Below are 14,996 nucleotides of genomic sequence, written 5' to 3' on the forward strand. Positions count from 1 at the left end.
GCCGTGGAGCAATGCTCAGGACTTGTGGATCAGCCCCTGGGGGCACGCGAAGGGCGTACCTTCCAGGGTGATTGATCGAGAAGTCACCGAGTAGACCCGCGTTGCAGCGCAGGTCGGGAAGGTACGCCCTTGCTCAGCGTAGTGAATGCCGATGGTTCCACCGAGACCGGCTCCCTGGTCGACGAGATCGTCCGCGAGGGCGCCCGACGCATGCTGGCTGGCGCACTGGAAGCGGAAGTCAACCAGTACATAGCCGAGTTGGCTGCCGAGACCGACGAGCGCGGGCACCGCCTAGTGGTTCGCAACGGCCACCACCAGCCCCGCACCGTGGTCACCGCCGCCGGCCCGGTCGAGGTCAGGGCACCGCGGGTCAACGACCGCCGCGTCGACGACACCACCGGCGAGCGCAAGCGGTTCTCCTCGAAGATCCTCGCGCCGTGGTGCCGCAAGTCGCCGAAGATCTCCGAGGTCCTGCCGCTGCTCTACCTGCATGGCCTGTCGTCCGGGGACCTCGTGCCCGCGCTGGAGCAGTTCCTCGGCGGCACGGCCGGCCTGTCGCCCGCCACGATCACCCGGCTGACCAGGCAGTGGAGCGACGACCACGCCGCCTTTCAGACCCGGGACCTGTCCGACCGGGACTTCGTCTATGTCTGGGCCGACGGCGTGCACCCGAAGGTCCGGCTCGGCCAGGCCCACTCGTGCGTGCTGGTCCTGCTCGGCGTCCGTCTGGACGGCACCAAGGAGCTGATCGCGCTTGCCGAGGGGCTGCGGGAGTCCACTGAGTCGTGGGCCGACCTGCTGCGCGACTGCCGCCGACGCGGCATGCGCGACCCGGAGCTGGTGGTCGGCGACGGTGCCATGGGCCTGTGGCGGGCGCTGGCCGAGGTGTTCCCGGCAGCCAGGCCGCAGAGGTGCTGGGTTCACAAGACCCGCAACATCACCAACTACCTGCCCAAGTCCGCCCAGCCCGGGGCGACGAAGGCGATGCAAGACATCTACAACGCTGAGGACCGTGGCCACGCCGAGAAGGCGATCGAGGCATTCGCGAAGACCTACGGAGCCAAGTTCCCCAAGGCCGTCGCGAAGATTACCGCCGACCAGGACGAACTCCTCGCGTTCTACGACTTCCCGGCCGAGCACTGGATCCACCTAAGGACGACGAACCCGATCGAGTCGACCTTCTCGACCGTCAAGCTCCGCACCAAGGTCACCCGCGGCGCCGGCAGCCCGGCAGCCGCCCTGGCCATAATGTTCAAGCTCGTCGAGTCCGCCCCTTAGTCCGCGCCGGCGCCCAGTTCGAGAACGGCGTGTTGGTCGAACGCCAAGAGGAGGCCGCGTGAGCACCGCGAAGGACTACGGCAGCTGCCAGACCTTTGTCCGCGGCACCGGTCGACAGTTCCTGGCCGACCTCGTCGCGATGACCCTCGGAGCCCAGGCCGACGACCACTACACCGTCCGAACCGGCGGGATGGTCTTCGACAGCCGCCCGAATCCGGACGCCGGACTCGCCGACGACTTCATCGGCTGGCCGCTCACGGTCGAGGCCGAAGCCGAGGAAGACGGACCCTCCCTCGTCGAGCCAGTGTCACGCCTGCTCATGGCAGCCTGGGACCGCGGCTACGACGCCGTTGCCGCCTGCGACTTCGAGGATGAGCTTCCCGACTCCGGCGGCCTCCCGCGCTACCGCTGAGCTTCCGCCGATCCACAGGTCTTGACTATTGCTCCGACCAGAGCCCTCTGAGTCCGACGTGCCTACCATCGCGCGAGGCGACCTGCCCTGCGGGACATCGCTATACTGCTTGGCAGCGGCGCCTCGTGTGCGCCTGCTTCCGAGCTACAGCTGCGCCCACACCGCTGGTAGCAACGAGGACAAGGGTCACTGACTCGCACGAAGCCTTCTGCCATGGTCAACCGCGGTGCGACGGTGCGTGTGGGTCTCCGTCGGTGAGGACACCCGATGACCAAGGATCGCGCTCGCAAGCAGGGAATTCGGACCAGAATGGCCGAGACAGGTGAGCCGTACAGCGAAGCTCGACGGCAGCTCTCTGCCGAGATCCTGGCGTACTGCCAGCAGTGCGGCCAAGAGATCGCTCCAGGCCAAGGTGAGCTGTCACTCAGCCAGAGCGAACATGACAGTGCTCGAGAAGCACGCGAGGCGTTCGAACGCGATCGTCGGGAGAGGATCGCGGCCAATCCCAAGGACTTCAGCGCCCGCATCCTCAACCCGCGTGACATTCCGCCCCGCGCCCAATGGACGGTCCATCACTATCGCTGCCGGCCTCCGCAGCACTGGGACGGCTACGGAATCGAGGTGGGCCGTATTCGGACGTACCGCGAGTTGGTGGCTCTCGTAATCCATCTAGCCGACAAGGGGCACTTCGAGCACACCGATCTGAGGACCGTCGTGGCAGAGATGCACTATGCGGAGCCGTGGGGAGTCGACGAGCAGAATCGTCGATTCCGCTCCGTCCGCCCCGCGCAGATCTAACCGTTACGACGTCACCGAGTGAGCTGAGAAAGGCAGCACGAAGAGACGCGAGTGGCCGAACCATTCAGTGGTTCGGCCGCGGCGATGTCACCAGTCCTCGGCGTCTCCATACCTGCCCGGGTTCTGAGCTCGATTCGAAACCCGCTCCAGGGCCTCTGCCAAGGCTGCCGCGACGGCGGGCTTGTCCGTGCCGCGGCGGACCAGAGCTCCGACGAGCTACTCGGGGCCGGGCCGTCGGGCCGTTCGCCAGGACGCGGACCGATCGGTGTAGAGATCCGGTTCGAAGTGATCTCCTGGGTGAGCCCCCGACTTCCCAACCTGTCCGAGGGAAGGCACCTGGCGGGCGCGTCAGTTCCACGGTTCCCGGTAGGGGTCTTCACCCAGCACCTTCGCTGCGGCCACGCAGAGGTCTTCGCCGTAGAGCTGGTTACTGCCCCATTCGGAGCCCCAAAGGTCGGACACTGCCTGGGCCACAGCACGCCAGGAGTAGTCCTCATCGCATCGCCACGTGCGGATCTGAGAAGCCATCTCCGGTGTGATCGTCGCCGGGTCCACAGTGTTGTGCGTCATTCCAGCGACCCTAGGGGCGATGCGGAGAAGGTGGCCACCGGATTACGCCCTCGTCTGCCTCAGCTGCTCCGAACCTGGATCATCGGGCCGCATCTGGCGATCCGCCGGACGGGTCGGCGGCCGGACGTACAGTGTCGGGGGCGTCGCTCCCTGGGCGCTGGCGCGGGCGGCGGGCGCGGCGCCGCAGGTCGAAGGTGGGGGCATGGACAGCAATGAGTACGAGGAGTACGAGGCCATTGTCAGAGTCCGGAAGGGCTCGCGTTTCGTGCGGTCGAGGAAGACCGAGGGTGCGCATCGCGGAATGACACGCGACCCCGACACCAATCAGGTGGGTCAAGCCGAGATCTTCTTGAAGGAGGAGACCGAGCCGGATCCAGTGACGAAGTACCCGCAGGATTGGCTCGACACCGACCCGTACGAGTCGGAGGCCCGAGAACGGGAGCGTCGGGAGGCCGCGGAGTTCCTGGCCGAGGTGATCTTCCAGATCGGCCTCAGAGTGGCGGAGAAGGCCGCGCCGCACCTCAAGAAGTGGTGGTACGAACAAGCACTTCCGGTGGTGAAGGCGAAGTGGAACGACCAGGCGGTCCCGTCCATGAAGGAGAAGTGGAGCAGCGTGGCACGAAGTCGCAAGAGCGAACGCCGGGCCGGGGCCGCGGAGGACCCGCAGGAAGTCGCCACCACTTCCGGCGATCAGCAGACGACCATGAGCGGCTCCGAGGCGCGGAAGCGGCTCGCTTCGGCTCTGCTCGCGAGGATATACAGCGACAGGCAGCTCCGGTTGCTGCGCAGCACCCGGATCGTGGACGAGGGGGAAGACGGTCCGGTGGAGCTGGAGGCGACGGACGATCTCACGCCTCAGCGCATCGGCGAAATCGTCACGTTGATGCTCGAGGCGAACCCTTCGCTGCTCGGCGAGGACACCCTGGCCGAACTCGGGAAGCTCGTCGCGAAGATTCGAGCCGATGGCGGCTACGTTCCCATCCCGAGAGCGGAAGGCGTGCTGCCGTACGACGATCGGAACGACTGACGAGATGGCGAGAAGGCGCCCGGCGACCGCGGTGGGCGGTCAAAGATCCAGGCCGTCGAACTCGTCGAAGATCCACCGTCCTCATGGCAGTCCGCGACCTCACCCAGCGCTGGGCAGTCGAAGGGCGGCGCACCCACGACTGCAGTATCCCCTGCTGGCTGTCGGTGACCGAGAGTAGCGAGACCCTCGGCCCAGGACGGCTCGCACTCAACTGGCGCCGAATCTCGGTCACTAGCTCTGGTTGCAGTTTTGGTTGCATTCACCCCCGTCCGGCACCGTTCAGAGGCGAGCCAGCGAGTCATTCCGCCGCAGGTCAGGATGCCTATGGACATCGCCGGACAGTCGGACGCACATTTGGAAAGCGTGTTGGGGGCAACCCCTCATGAGTTCGAATCTCGTATCCTCCGCCGACAGAAGGCCCGGACCGCACAGCGGTCCGGGCCTTCGTCGTTCACCTGCCCCCGTGCGGCGGCCGCAATACACGACCGAGCTCACGCCAGGCACGAACGACCTCGACTACCCGCTCCAGCATTACCCGCATCCACCGGAGCAGGACACCTGCGAGCGTGACCACCCAGACCGCGAGGACGCTCCACTCGGCAACGGCTCTCCACACTTCCGGCCTCCATACAGAGCCAACGGCACCCCTCATCCCCATCCTCCGGACACATGCCGCCACGGTCTGTACCCCCACAGGGACACTTGATCGGACGCACGTTCGATCGGCGCCGCAGGCATCCCCGCTTGACTTCGGAACACATTCCGAAGTACCGTCGACGCATGTCCACACTCACCGTGTCGTTCTCCGATCTGTCGAAGAACTCCAAGCGCGTCGCGGACACCGTTGAGCACGCCCAGCGTGTTCACGTCACGCGCCGCGACGGCGAGGACCTGTACCTCACCACCGAGCGGCACGACCGGCAGCGGGAAGAAACCGCAGATGTCACCGCGCGCCTGTTCGCCGCGCTGATCACCAGCGACGAAGGGGCTCGGGCCGTACTCATCGCGCTCCCCGAGGTGTTCCCCTGGACTCGGCATCTGTCGGCCGACGAGGTCCGGGAGTTCGTCATCGACCTCGTGAACTCCACTCGCGATGTGGTGGAACTGGACGTCCACGCCAACCTGCACCGCGTGATCGTCGAGTGGCGCGCCACCGCCCGGATCCTGGCGGATCCCGAGCTCGCCTCGCAGCTCACCGAACCGCTTCTCGGTGAGGACCGCGGCGAGGTGCTCGCGCCGTGAGCCCCAAGCGCGGCGACGATGTCCCGCCACCGCCGATCGGCGACGAGTGGAAGCTGCGCTTCGCCACCAACGAAGCAGCCAAGGGGTGGGGCGATCTCTGCACCGAGGCTCCGGGGGACACCCGCCGATGCTTCGAAGCGCTCCGCACCGACCCACTGTCCCCGACCGACCCGGATCGGCAACATCGTCTACGTGGCCGCTTGGCGACCCGCAGCCTCGGAGGGCACACCCTTCCCCAGTGGGAGTACGAGGTGACTTCCGGCGGACGCGTTCGGTACCTGGTCGACGAACCGGGCCGGACCGTCCATCTCGTGTACGCCTCGCCCCGGCACCCCAAGGACACCGACAGCTGACGAGGACGCGGGAGCGAGCCCTTCGGGCCGGTACTGAGGCCATCGAGGGGAACCGACGTCGGATTGCTGCCATGCAGACACATGGTCGCCCATCTGGTTGCGCTCGCCTCCGTCCGAGGCTGCTCGGACCCAGGCCGCGGAGCAGCAGGCCAGGACCGGCCGCGCGCGCCGAAACGGCCCCACCGCTGGTACGCCTGGAAGATCTGCTGCTCTACGGGACGGTCCGTGTTCCGGTGCCCCGCAGCGAACCGACCCGCGAATCCGTCGGTGCTTCGCTCCTGACGTCTCGTCGCAAGTTCAAGGCGGCCCACCAGCACCTTCCTGACCGCCTCCTGGACCTCCCTCCACCTGCCCGTGCTCGTGCTCGTGCTGCTCGGCCTCGCGGTCGACCACCAGGCCGAGGCCCCAGGTAGCGGTCACCATCCCGGACCTGCCCATCTCGTAGGCCCAGAGGTCGTCACCACGCCCCCCGCACGTCTCCCACTCCCTCGTCCGAGAGGAGATCCGAGCGGAGAACCGGCCATGCCTCTTGTCTCTACCGCGGACCTGGGCCTCCACCAGCCCTCCGGGCCCGGCCGGCGAGGCGTGCGCCATGATGCGATCTCAGACGACGCGGTGGGACTTCCCACGCCTGGGTCAGCCGAATGACGTTCCGTTTCCCCCGAGTGACATGCGACGTGTTGATTACGCTCGGTCCCGTGCGAAGAGTTGAGCAGCACGTGGAAGGCGCCGGACCGTTCGTTACCCGGCGTACCTGGGTTCTTCCCGGAGGGAGAACGACGGTGTGGGAATCCCGACCGGCGCGCAGACGCGGCGTGCTCGCCGTAGGCGCCGGCCAGGGGCCGGCGAGCACGACGGCGGGCGCCGACGCCGTGGGGATCGGCCGGCTGCGCAGGCTCAACGTCATCGCCTCGGTCGCCTTCGTCATCGGCGGCGCCCTGTTCGCGGTCGGCTCCGCCGTCGCCCAGTTCGGGTCCGGCGATCCGACCCTGAGCGCGTGCGTCTACTTCGTAGGGGGCCTCTTCTTCACCACAGGTGGCTACGCCGCGCTGCTCCAGGTCGTCAACGCTCCTCGCCACTCGGGGGCACCAGATCCGCTGGTCACACCCCCGTGGAGCTGGTGGAGGTACGAGCCGATGAACGTCGGGTGGCTCAGTACGGCGGTGCTCCTCTCGGGAACGCTGGTGTTCGCGGTCAACCTGCTGGACTCCTTCCTGCAGGGGCTCACCGTTCAGCAGGTCAACGGGCTGATCTGGGCACCCGATGTCGTCGGTTGCGTGCTGTTCCTGGTCTCCGGGCACCTGGCCTTCGTCGAGATCTGTCATCGCACGCGGCCCTGCGTCCGGTCACGGAGCCTGGGATGGTGGATCATCGCGGTGAACCAGCTCGGTTCCGTGCTCTTCATGGTCTCGGCACTGGCCGCCTTCACTCGACCGAGCACCGGAAGCCTGATCAACGCCACGATCGCCAACTGGGGAACCCTCACCGGCGCCCTGTGCTTCTCCGTCGGTGGGGCGCTCCAGGTCTTCGAACGCCCCTGACGAGGGTGGTCCACCAGGGTCGCCGACGGGAGCCGCCGCGGGTGGCAGCGACTCGCCTGACACCGGGGAGTCCGGGTCAGACGCCGCAACTGACCCTTGGACTCGCGCGCCAAGTCGTGCGTGCCGGCCGACCCTTGGCATCAATCGTCCAGCGGGTCGGGGCCTTCGTCATGCCGTAGCTCCCGTCGTCTAACGGTGGGCCGGTCAGGGAATTGACCCATGAATTAGGTGGTGGAGTGCACCATATGAGCGGTCTCTGGGGGTCCTAGATTCGTTGGTGTGAGCAGCACGAGGCGCCCGGAGGTGTGGGTGGCGGCCGTGCTGTCGTTCTTCCGGCCCCCTACTCGAAAGCAGGCTTCGCCATGCGTTCGTCCAGCCCCGCGCCCACGTCCGCGCGTCTCGGTCTCACGCTGGCGCTGCTCGCGTTCGCCCAGCTGATCATCTCGATCGACTACAACATCGTGTACGTCGCCCTGCCGGACATCGGCTCCTCGCTCGGCTTCTCGCCGCAGAGCCTGCAGTGGGTGGTCAGCGGATACGCCGTCGCGTTCGGCGGGTTCCTGCTGCTCGGCGGGCGGGCGAGCGATCTGTTCGGGCCGCGCCGGATGTTCGCGCTGGGACTCGCGCTGTACGCCGGGGCATCCCTGCTCGGCGGGCTCGCGACCGGGCCCGGCCTGCTCGTCGCGGCGCGGGCGGTCCAGGGGGCCGGGGGCGCGTTCCTCTTCCCCGCCACGCTCACCCTGGTGTCCACGAGCTTCGCCGAAGGCAGGGACCGCAACCGGGCGTTCGCCGTCTGGGGCACCGCCGGCGGCAGCGGGATGATCCTCGGGTCGCTGCTCGGGGGCGTCCTGACGGAGTCGTTCGGCTGGGCCTCGGTGTTCTTCGTCAACGTCCCGCTGGCGGGCGCCGCCGCCCTGCTGGCCTTCGTGCTGATCGCTCCCGACCTGCCCCGCGCCGCCGGCCGCTCGTTCGACCTGGCCGGTGCGGCCACCTCGACCGTCGGCAGTACCGCCCTGGTCTTCGCGCTCGTCCAGGGCCCGGAGTCCGGCTGGACCTCCCCGGTCGTGCTGACCGCCACGGCGGTGGGCGCCGCCCTGCTCGCGGCCTTCGTCGCGATCGAGCGCCGCAGCGCCGATCCGCTGCTGCCGCTGCGCCTGTTCGGCAACCGGAACCTCGCGACCGGCACCCTGGTGACCTTCCTCTACATGGCGACCTTCGGCACCCTGCTGTACTTCCTCACCGTGTACTTCCAGACCGTGCACGGCTACGACGCGCTGAGCACCGGCCTCGCCTTCCTCGTCCCGATGGCCGCCATCGCCGTGGGGTCGCAGACCGCCGGGCGGCTGGCGACCCGGTTCGGCATCCGTCCCGTCCTCGTCGCGGCCCTGCTCCTCGGCGGTGGGGGTGCCGTGCTCGTCGGGGCCACCATGTCCACCGACGGCTCGTACGGGACACTCGTCCCCGGGCTGGTCGTTCTGGGCCTCGGCCAGGGTGCCGGGTACACCCTGATGTTCGGCGCCGCCGCGCTCGGGGTCCCGGCGCGGGAGCAGGGCATCGCCTCGGGTGTCGCCTCCACGAGCCAGCAGGTCGGCGGAGCGGTCGGCCTCGCGCTCCTGGTGGCCGTCGCCAACTCCCCCGTCGCCGAGGGACTTTCGGGCGACGCACTGCGCGCCGCCAGTGCCGACGGGCTGCGTACCGCGGTGTACCTGGCCGCGGCCGGGATCGCGCTCACCGCGCTCGTGGCGCTGCGGTTGGAGAAGCCGGCGACGGCACCGAAGGCAACCGGGGCGACCGGGGCAACGGCCACCGACCCGGCCCCCGTCGTGCACGTCTGACACGTCTGACACCTCTGACACGTCTGACGGACGCCCCGGTACGAGTTCGCGCGGTGCCGCCCTTCCGGGGGCGGCACCGCGCGTTTCCGCCCTCCGGCCCGGCACGCCCGACAAGCCCGGCGCTCCGGTCGTACCGGGCGCCGCAGTGGCCCGGATCACAGGCCCGCTTGCCGGGTGGGCGAAATGGAGGGACCCGCGAAGTGGTTGACACCTGAACATCGCACCCGCCGTCCGACCACGAGGGAACCCCATGACCAGCACCGCGTCCTCCGCCTCCCGTGCGGCCGAGCTGCTCGCGCGGCCCGTCGAGCTGAACGGGCTGACCGTCCCCAACCGCATCGTGATGGCGCCGATGACGCGCCAGTTCTCGCCGGGCGGCGTGCCCGGCGAGGACGTACGGGCGTACTACGCCCGGCGGGCCGCCGCCGGGGTGGGGCTGATCCTCACCGAGGGGACGTACATCGGCCACGAGTCGGCCGGGCAGAGCGACCGGGTGCCGCGGTTCCACGGGGAGGAGCAGCTGGCGGGGTGGGCCGAGGTCGCCGCGGCCGTGCACGCGGCGGGCGGCACGATCATGCCGCAGCTGTGGCACATCGGCATGGTGCGCAAGCAGGGCGAGCCGCCGTTCGCCGACGCCCCCGCCGTCGGCCCCTCCGGCCTGCGGATCGACGGTACCGAGGGCACCGGCAGGGCGATGACCAGGAGCGACCTGGACGATGTCATCGGCGCCTTCGCCGAGGCCGCCGCGGCCGCCGAGCGGATCGGCTTCGACGGTATCGAGCTGCACGGCGCCCACGGCTACCTGCTCGACCAGTTCCTCTGGGCGGGGACGAACCGGCGGACGGACGCCTACGGCGGCGACCCGGTCGCCCGGACGAAGTTCGCGGCCGAGATCGTGGCCGCCGTCCGGGAGGTGGTCTCGCCGGAGTTCCCGGTGGTCTTCCGCTACTCGCAGTGGAAGCAGGAGGCCTACGAGGCCAGGCTCGCGGAGAGCCCGGAGGAGCTGGCGGACATCCTGACCCCGCTCGCCGAGGCCGGCGTCGACGTCTTCCATGCCTCCACCCGCCGCTACTGGCTGCCGGAGTTCGAGGGCTCGGACCTGAACCTGGCGGGCTGGACCAGGAAGCTCACGGGGCGGCCCGCGATCACCGTCGGCTCGGTCGGCCTCGACGGCGACGTCATCCGCAGCTTCGCGGGGGAGGGTGCCACCGTGCAGGGCATCGACAACCTCCTCGACCGGCTGGAGCGCGACGAGTTCGACCTGGTCGCCGTCGGCCGGGCGCTGCTCCAGGACCCGCAGTGGGCGGCGAAGGTCCTCGCCGGCCGCTTTGACGAGCTGAAGCCGTACGACGTGTCGGCCCTGGCGACGCTCAGCTGACGTCCAGTCATGTCCCGTGCCCGCCGCCTGCGCCACAGCGGGCGGCGGGCACGGCCGTGGCGGCCACCGCCCTCACGCGGCGCGGGCGGTGCGGCGGTAACTGCCGGGCGGCTGCCCGTACTCGCGCTTGAAGGCCTTGGCGAAGGCGTACTCGGAGCCGTAGCCGGTCCGGGCGGCGACGGTGGTCAGCGGGGCCTCGGACTCGCGCAGCAGGGTCGCCGCCGTGGTCAGGCGCCAGCGGGTCAGATAGGCCATCGGCGGTTCGCCGACGAGCGTGCTGAAGCGGCGGGCGAAGGCCGCCCGCGAGAGTCCGGCCCGGCCGGCCAGCGACTCGACGGTCCACGGCGCCGCGGGGGCCTCGTGGATGGCGGTCAGCGCCGGGGCGACGGCGGAGTCGCCGAGCGCGGCGGCCCAGCCGGCGGCCGCCGCGGGGGGCTGGTCCTCGAACCAGGCGCGCAGGATGTAGAGGAGCAGCGAGTCGATCAGCGCGGGGACGATCCCGGCCGAACCGATCCGCGGCTTCTCCAGCTCGGTGCCGAGGAGTTGGACCGCCGCGCTGAGCTCGGGGTGGCGGCCGTGCCGGGTGGGCAGGTGGATGACCGCCGGCAGTTGGCGGACCAGCGGGTGCGGACGCCCCTGGTCGAGGTGGTAGTTGCCGCACAGCAGGCTGGTGCGGGGGCCGTCGCCGCCCAGGGTGACCATGCCGATCGGTGAACCCGGCCGGTACTGGTCCGGCCGCTCGGTCTCGGCCGGGGTGGCGGGGTGGTCGGCGAGGATGTGGCCGCGGCCGTCGCGCAGGAAGACCACGTCGCCGGGGCTGAGCGCGATCGGCTCCGCGCCGGGCGCGTCCTCCAGCGGGACCAGCCAGCACGTCCCGTACAGCACCACGTGGAACCCGGCCCCGGCGACCGGGGGGAGGCGCAGGCCCCAGGGGGCGCGGCCCTCGGTGCGTACGGACGTGGGCTGCCCCGTCCGCATCGAGCTCAGCGCCTCGGTCAGGATGTCCAACGCCTTCCCCCGCTTCCCCGTTCGTCCGACGTGTCCGGCCCATCCGGCCCATCCGGCCCATCCCGAATATCCGGCACGTCCAGCCCTCCACTGTAGGACCGCTCTCAGGCGACGGTGAGGACGACCTTGCCTTGCACCCGGCCGGACCCGACCAGCTCGTGGGCCTTGGCGGCCTCGTCGAGCGGAAAGGTCTCGCTGACGTGCGGGCGGACGCGGCCCGCGTCGACGAGTGCGGCGATGGCCTCCAGCGAGGCGTAGTCGGGCTCGACCGAGATGCCCGCGAAGTGCCGGCCGGCGGCCTCGATCCGGGCGGCGAGCTCCTGGTTCCAGTGCTCCATGATGCTGACCAGGGTGCCGCCGGGGCGCAGGACGGCCAGGGCGCGGTCGCCCTCGGAGGAGGAGTCGAAGACGACGTCGACGTCGCGGACCGCCTCGGTGTAGTCGGTGGTCCGGTAGTCGATCACCTCGTCGGCGCCCAGGCCGCGAACGAACGCGTGCTTGGCCTCGCTCGCCAGGGCGATCACATGGGCTCCCCGGGCCTTGGCGATCTGCACGGCGAAGTGGCCGACGCCGCCGGCCGCGCGGTGGATCAGCACCCGCTGGCCCTCGGTCACCCCGGCCGCGTCCACCAGGCCCTGCCAGGCGGTCAGGGCGGCGAGCGGGAGGGCGGCGGCGTGCACGTGGTCGATCGTGGCGGGCTTGCGGGCCACCTGACGCGAGGGGACGGCGATGTACTCGGCGTACCCGGTGGCGGCGCGGGGGAAGAACGGCATGCCGTACACCTCGTCGCCCGCCTTGAACCGGGCGCCCGGGCCGGCCTCCTCGACGACGCCCGAGATGTCCCAGCCGACACCGAACGGCGGCTCGCCCAGCAGCGGGTAGGCCCCCGACCGGACGGCCACGTCGACCGGGTTGACCCCGCTCGCGTGGACCCGGACGAGGACCTCGCCGCCGAGCGGGGTGGGGCGGTCGATCTCGACGGTCTCCAGGACCTCGGGGCCGCCGAAGGACTGCTGGGTGACTGCGCGCATGGGAGGACTGCCTTCCTGGCTCGCCCGGCCCTCGTGCGGACCGGTTCTCGTTGTCCCCAACCCTAGGAAGGTCCGACGAGCCGATGAATATCCTTCAGTCTTCGGAAGATGTCCCAGCGTCTCGCGCGGCGGGCGCTACGCTCCACGGCGCCCGGACCAGCCCGCGACGGCTGAAACCACGGCAATTGACCCACCATCATGCCCCTGGAATGCACTGCTCCACCGGTCTTCCGAATCGCTAGATTCATGGTCATGACGAACGCCGCCGCAGCCGCGCCGACCACCACGCCCGCCGCCGTCCCCGACACCCCCGACACCCCCGCCGCCCGGCCTCCCCGGATCAATTTCGCCAAGGCCGCCCCGGCCGCCTTCAAGGCCCTGATCGGCTTCGACGCCGCCGCCCGCGAGGGCCTCGACCCGGCGCTCGTCGAGCTGGTCCAGATCCGCGCCTCGCAGCTCAACGGCTGCGCGTACTGCCTGCACCTGCACACCTCGGACGCCCGCAAGGCCGGCGAGACCGAGGAGCGGCTGCACCTGGTCGCCGTGTGGCGGGACGCCGCGCACTTCTTCACCGCGCAGGAGCAGGCCGCCCTCGCGCTGACCGAGGCCGTCACGCTGATCGGCCAGGCCGGCCTGCCCGACGACGTCTACGCCCGGGCCGCCGCGCAGTTCACCGAGGAGGAGCTGGCCCGGCTGCTGGCCCTGGTCCTCACCATCAACACCTGGAACCGGATCGCGCTCAGCACCGCCAAGGTCCCCGGTACCGACGAGCGGGCGGCGCACTGACCGCCCGCCGTGGCGACCTGGCGTCGACCCGAGGGCCCGGCCCCACCCCCGTCGGGGCCGGGCCCTCGGCCGCACCCGGTCCGGTGACCGGGCGGAACGGGCGGCACCTGGCTCAGAGGTGCCCGAGGACGGAGCGGACGGCCTGCTCGACGGCCGCGCGCGACTCGTCCGTCGGGTCGACGGTGTCGAACCCGTGGTGGCCGTGCGGGACGTCGATCACCTGGAGGTCCGTGTCCCGTGCCTCGGCGGCGGCCACGAACTCCTCGACCGTCGCGGCGATCTCCGTGACCTCCAGGCCCACCCGGGTCAGGACGACGGGCAACCGCCCGGCCCCGGCCAGCGCGTCCACCGGGCGGAACCGGCTGTCCACGCCCTGCCAGCCGGGCAGCGGCGCGAGGATCGGGTAGGTCACGGCGAGGCAGCGCAGCCAGGACGGGGGCGCGGAGAGCCAGTCCGCCGAGAGCGGGCCGCCGCCGGAGAAGAACCAGAGGGCGATGCGGTCGCCGTCGACGCGCGGGTCGGCGCGGAGCAGTTCGACGGCCTCGGCGACGTCCGCCGCGGCGAGCGGGTAGTCGGCGAGCGAGTGCAGGCGGTGGTCCAGGGTCGCGCCGATCACGCCCTGGCTCGCCGCGTACCGGCCGTAGCCGACGTAGGTCGTCCAGTCCCGTGGGGTGGGCCGCACCGTCTCGGGGACGGGGCCGCCGTGGACGAACAGCACCGCCGGACGCGGTGCGGCGGCCGTGTCGGCCGCACCGGCCGCACCGGCCAGGTCGGCGCCGGCCGCACCGGCGCCGTCCGGGTCCGCCGGCAGGTAGAGGTCGACCCGGCCGATCCGCTCACGGGTCTGCTCGGGCACGTCCAGCACGAACGGGCGCAGGTAGCCCGGCAGTTCCTGGGCGGGCGCCGCCGCCAGCCGGTGCCCCTCGCCGGCCGCGGCGCCGAGCAGGAGCTCGGCCAGCTCGTCCGGACGGGAGAGCATCGGCCAGTGGCCGGTGTCCAGGTCGAAGAAGCTCACCCGGGAGTCGGCGAGGGCCTTGAACTGCGGCATGCCCAGCGTCATCAGGCCCTCCAGCTTGGCGATGCTCATCCCGCTCTCCGTGCAGAAGATGCCGGAGGTCGGCACGGTGGCGAGGGCCCCCGAGAGCCTGAGCGGCTGGGTGAAGGTGGCGCTCGGCTGCGGCGAGGCGAGACCGCTCAGCCGGGCCAGCGCCTCCTCCGAGAGCCCGGCGGTGCTGCCCCAGCGCTGCCACCCGTCGGCGGCCGGCGGGTCGATCCACCCGGTCCCGCCGTCACGGTCCGCCGGGTCGAGCAGCCGCCGGCGGACCTCCTCGTCCGGGACCAGCTGAACGGCGGCGTCACCGTCCTGGGGCAGGCCGGCGTCCAGGTAGACGATCCGGGCGATCCGCTCCGGGCGCCGGTCGGCCGCGCCCAGCACGGGGTGGATGCCGTAGTCGTGGCCGACGATCACCAGCTCCGTCGCCTCCACCCCGTCGATCAGCCGCACCACGTCCTCGATGTGCGTCTCCAGCCCGGTGTCCGGACCGGCCTCCTCGCGGCGCTCCCCCAGCCCGGTGAGCGTCGCCGGGTACACCTCGGCCCCGGACTCCTCCAGCCTGGCGGCCACCTCCCGCCACACCTCTCCACCGGTGAAGGGCCCCGACACCAGCACGAACGCCGTCATGATCGTCTCCTTGCGCGGATCGTCCCCGCAGGCGGCCCGCCGGCCGCCCGCGCACA

General features: G+C 70.7%; 13 protein-coding genes and 1 pseudogene. 10 read left to right on the forward strand and 4 right to left on the reverse strand.

Annotated features, from left to right (window positions below; genetic code table 11):
* Positions 1-129: 129 nt before the first annotated feature.
* The 3 genes and pseudogenes from ACIF6L_RS03040 to ACIF6L_RS03050 all read left to right on the forward strand — a co-directional run bounded on the left by ACIF6L_RS03040 (position 130) and on the right by ACIF6L_RS03050 (position 2,488).
* Positions 130-1,340 (forward strand): annotated as a pseudogene (locus ACIF6L_RS03040) (IS256 family transposase).
* Positions 1,337-1,690, forward strand: coding sequence for a hypothetical protein (locus tag ACIF6L_RS03045; protein ID WP_396485964.1), 354 nt, complete (start codon positions 1,337-1,339; stop codon positions 1,688-1,690). Before ACIF6L_RS03040 ends, ACIF6L_RS03045 begins: the two are co-directional and overlap by 4 nt.
* 267 nt (positions 1,691-1,957) lie before the next feature.
* On the forward strand, positions 1,958-2,488 hold the full coding sequence (locus ACIF6L_RS03050) for a hypothetical protein (RefSeq protein ID WP_396485965.1): 531 nt from the start codon (positions 1,958-1,960) through the stop codon (positions 2,486-2,488).
* Positions 2,489-2,836: 348 nt separating this feature from the next.
* On the opposite strand, the gene ACIF6L_RS03055 is transcribed toward ACIF6L_RS03050, so the two are convergent.
* Positions 2,837-3,058 carry a hypothetical protein gene (locus tag ACIF6L_RS03055; protein ID WP_396485966.1) on the reverse strand — a complete coding sequence of 74 codons (222 nt, stop codon included), beginning with the start codon at positions 3,056-3,058 and terminating at the stop codon, positions 2,837-2,839.
* Positions 3,059-3,260: 202 nt separating this feature from the next.
* Here ACIF6L_RS03055 and ACIF6L_RS03060 point away from each other — a divergent pair, with 202 nt between their 5' ends.
* The 6 genes from ACIF6L_RS03060 to ACIF6L_RS03085 all read left to right on the forward strand — a co-directional run bounded on the left by ACIF6L_RS03060 (position 3,261) and on the right by ACIF6L_RS03085 (position 10,434).
* Entirely contained in the window at positions 3,261-4,085 is an 825-nt protein-coding gene (locus tag ACIF6L_RS03060) for a hypothetical protein (protein ID WP_396485967.1), read from the forward strand.
* Between the two features lie 780 nt (positions 4,086-4,865).
* The gene (locus tag ACIF6L_RS03065) at positions 4,866-5,327 is read left to right on the forward strand and encodes a prevent-host-death family protein (protein WP_396485968.1); all 462 of its coding nucleotides are present in this window, start codon (positions 4,866-4,868) and stop codon (positions 5,325-5,327) included.
* Entirely contained in the window at positions 5,324-5,680 is a 357-nt protein-coding gene (locus tag ACIF6L_RS03070; RefSeq protein ID WP_396485969.1) for a hypothetical protein, read from the forward strand. Before ACIF6L_RS03065 ends, ACIF6L_RS03070 begins: the two co-directional genes overlap by 4 nt.
* A 698-nt stretch (positions 5,681-6,378) precedes the next feature.
* The gene (locus ACIF6L_RS03075) at positions 6,379-7,221 is read left to right on the forward strand and encodes a hypothetical protein (RefSeq protein ID WP_396485970.1); all 843 of its coding nucleotides are present in this window, start codon (positions 6,379-6,381) and stop codon (positions 7,219-7,221) included.
* 362 nt (positions 7,222-7,583) lie between these two features.
* Positions 7,584-9,056, forward strand: coding sequence for an MFS transporter (locus tag ACIF6L_RS03080; protein WP_396485971.1), 1,473 nt, complete (start codon positions 7,584-7,586; stop codon positions 9,054-9,056).
* A gap of 250 nt (positions 9,057-9,306) precedes the next feature.
* On the forward strand, positions 9,307-10,434 hold the full coding sequence (locus ACIF6L_RS03085; protein WP_359804096.1) for an NADH:flavin oxidoreductase: 1,128 nt from the start codon (positions 9,307-9,309) through the stop codon (positions 10,432-10,434).
* A 72-nt stretch (positions 10,435-10,506) separates the two neighbouring features.
* Here the strand turns inward: ACIF6L_RS03085 and ACIF6L_RS03090 are convergent, their stop codons facing one another.
* Positions 10,507-11,442: an AraC family transcriptional regulator gene (locus tag ACIF6L_RS03090; protein ID WP_380387522.1), complete on the reverse strand. Its 936-nt coding sequence runs from the start codon at positions 11,440-11,442 to the stop codon at positions 10,507-10,509.
* Positions 11,443-11,546: 104 nt separating this feature from the next.
* A complete protein-coding gene (locus tag ACIF6L_RS03095; RefSeq protein WP_380387525.1) occupies positions 11,547-12,473 on the reverse strand; it encodes an NADP-dependent oxidoreductase in 927 nt (308 codons plus the stop codon).
* A gap of 246 nt (positions 12,474-12,719) precedes the next feature.
* Between ACIF6L_RS03095 and ACIF6L_RS03100 the strand changes: the two genes are divergently transcribed.
* Positions 12,720-13,259, forward strand: a complete 540-nt coding sequence (locus tag ACIF6L_RS03100) for a carboxymuconolactone decarboxylase family protein (RefSeq protein WP_396485972.1) — start codon at positions 12,720-12,722, stop codon at positions 13,257-13,259.
* Positions 13,260-13,371: 112 nt separating this feature from the next.
* Here the strand turns inward: ACIF6L_RS03100 and ACIF6L_RS03105 are convergent, their stop codons facing one another.
* Complete coding sequence (locus tag ACIF6L_RS03105) at positions 13,372-14,940, reverse strand: alpha/beta fold hydrolase (RefSeq protein WP_396485973.1); 1,569 nt, start codon at positions 14,938-14,940, stop codon at positions 13,372-13,374.
* Positions 14,941-14,996 lie beyond the last annotated feature (56 nt).

Source organism: Kitasatospora sp. NPDC086009, assembly GCF_044540385.1.
Taxonomy (GTDB): domain Bacteria; phylum Actinomycetota; class Actinomycetes; order Streptomycetales; family Streptomycetaceae; genus Kitasatospora.

What these genes read in the sequence shown, in the direction of transcription:
- ACIF6L_RS03050 (WP_396485965.1), top strand. Translation starts at nt 1,958, where the DNA reads ATGACCAAGGATCGCGCTCGCAAGCAGGGAATTCGGACCAGAATGGCC.
- ACIF6L_RS03055 (WP_396485966.1), bottom strand. Translation starts at nt 3,058, where the DNA reads ATGACGCACAACACTGTGGACCCGGCGACGATCACACCGGAGATGGCT.
- ACIF6L_RS03060 (WP_396485967.1), top strand. Translation starts at nt 3,261, where the DNA reads ATGGACAGCAATGAGTACGAGGAGTACGAGGCCATTGTCAGAGTCCGG.
- ACIF6L_RS03065 (WP_396485968.1), top strand. Translation starts at nt 4,866, where the DNA reads ATGTCCACACTCACCGTGTCGTTCTCCGATCTGTCGAAGAACTCCAAG.
- ACIF6L_RS03080 (WP_396485971.1), top strand. Translation starts at nt 7,584, where the DNA reads ATGCGTTCGTCCAGCCCCGCGCCCACGTCCGCGCGTCTCGGTCTCACG.
- ACIF6L_RS03085 (WP_359804096.1), top strand. Translation starts at nt 9,307, where the DNA reads ATGACCAGCACCGCGTCCTCCGCCTCCCGTGCGGCCGAGCTGCTCGCG.
- ACIF6L_RS03095 (WP_380387525.1), bottom strand. Translation starts at nt 12,473, where the DNA reads ATGCGCGCAGTCACCCAGCAGTCCTTCGGCGGCCCCGAGGTCCTGGAG.
- ACIF6L_RS03100 (WP_396485972.1), top strand. Translation starts at nt 12,720, where the DNA reads ATGGTCATGACGAACGCCGCCGCAGCCGCGCCGACCACCACGCCCGCC.
- ACIF6L_RS03105 (WP_396485973.1), bottom strand. Translation starts at nt 14,940, where the DNA reads ATGACGGCGTTCGTGCTGGTGTCGGGGCCCTTCACCGGTGGAGAGGTG.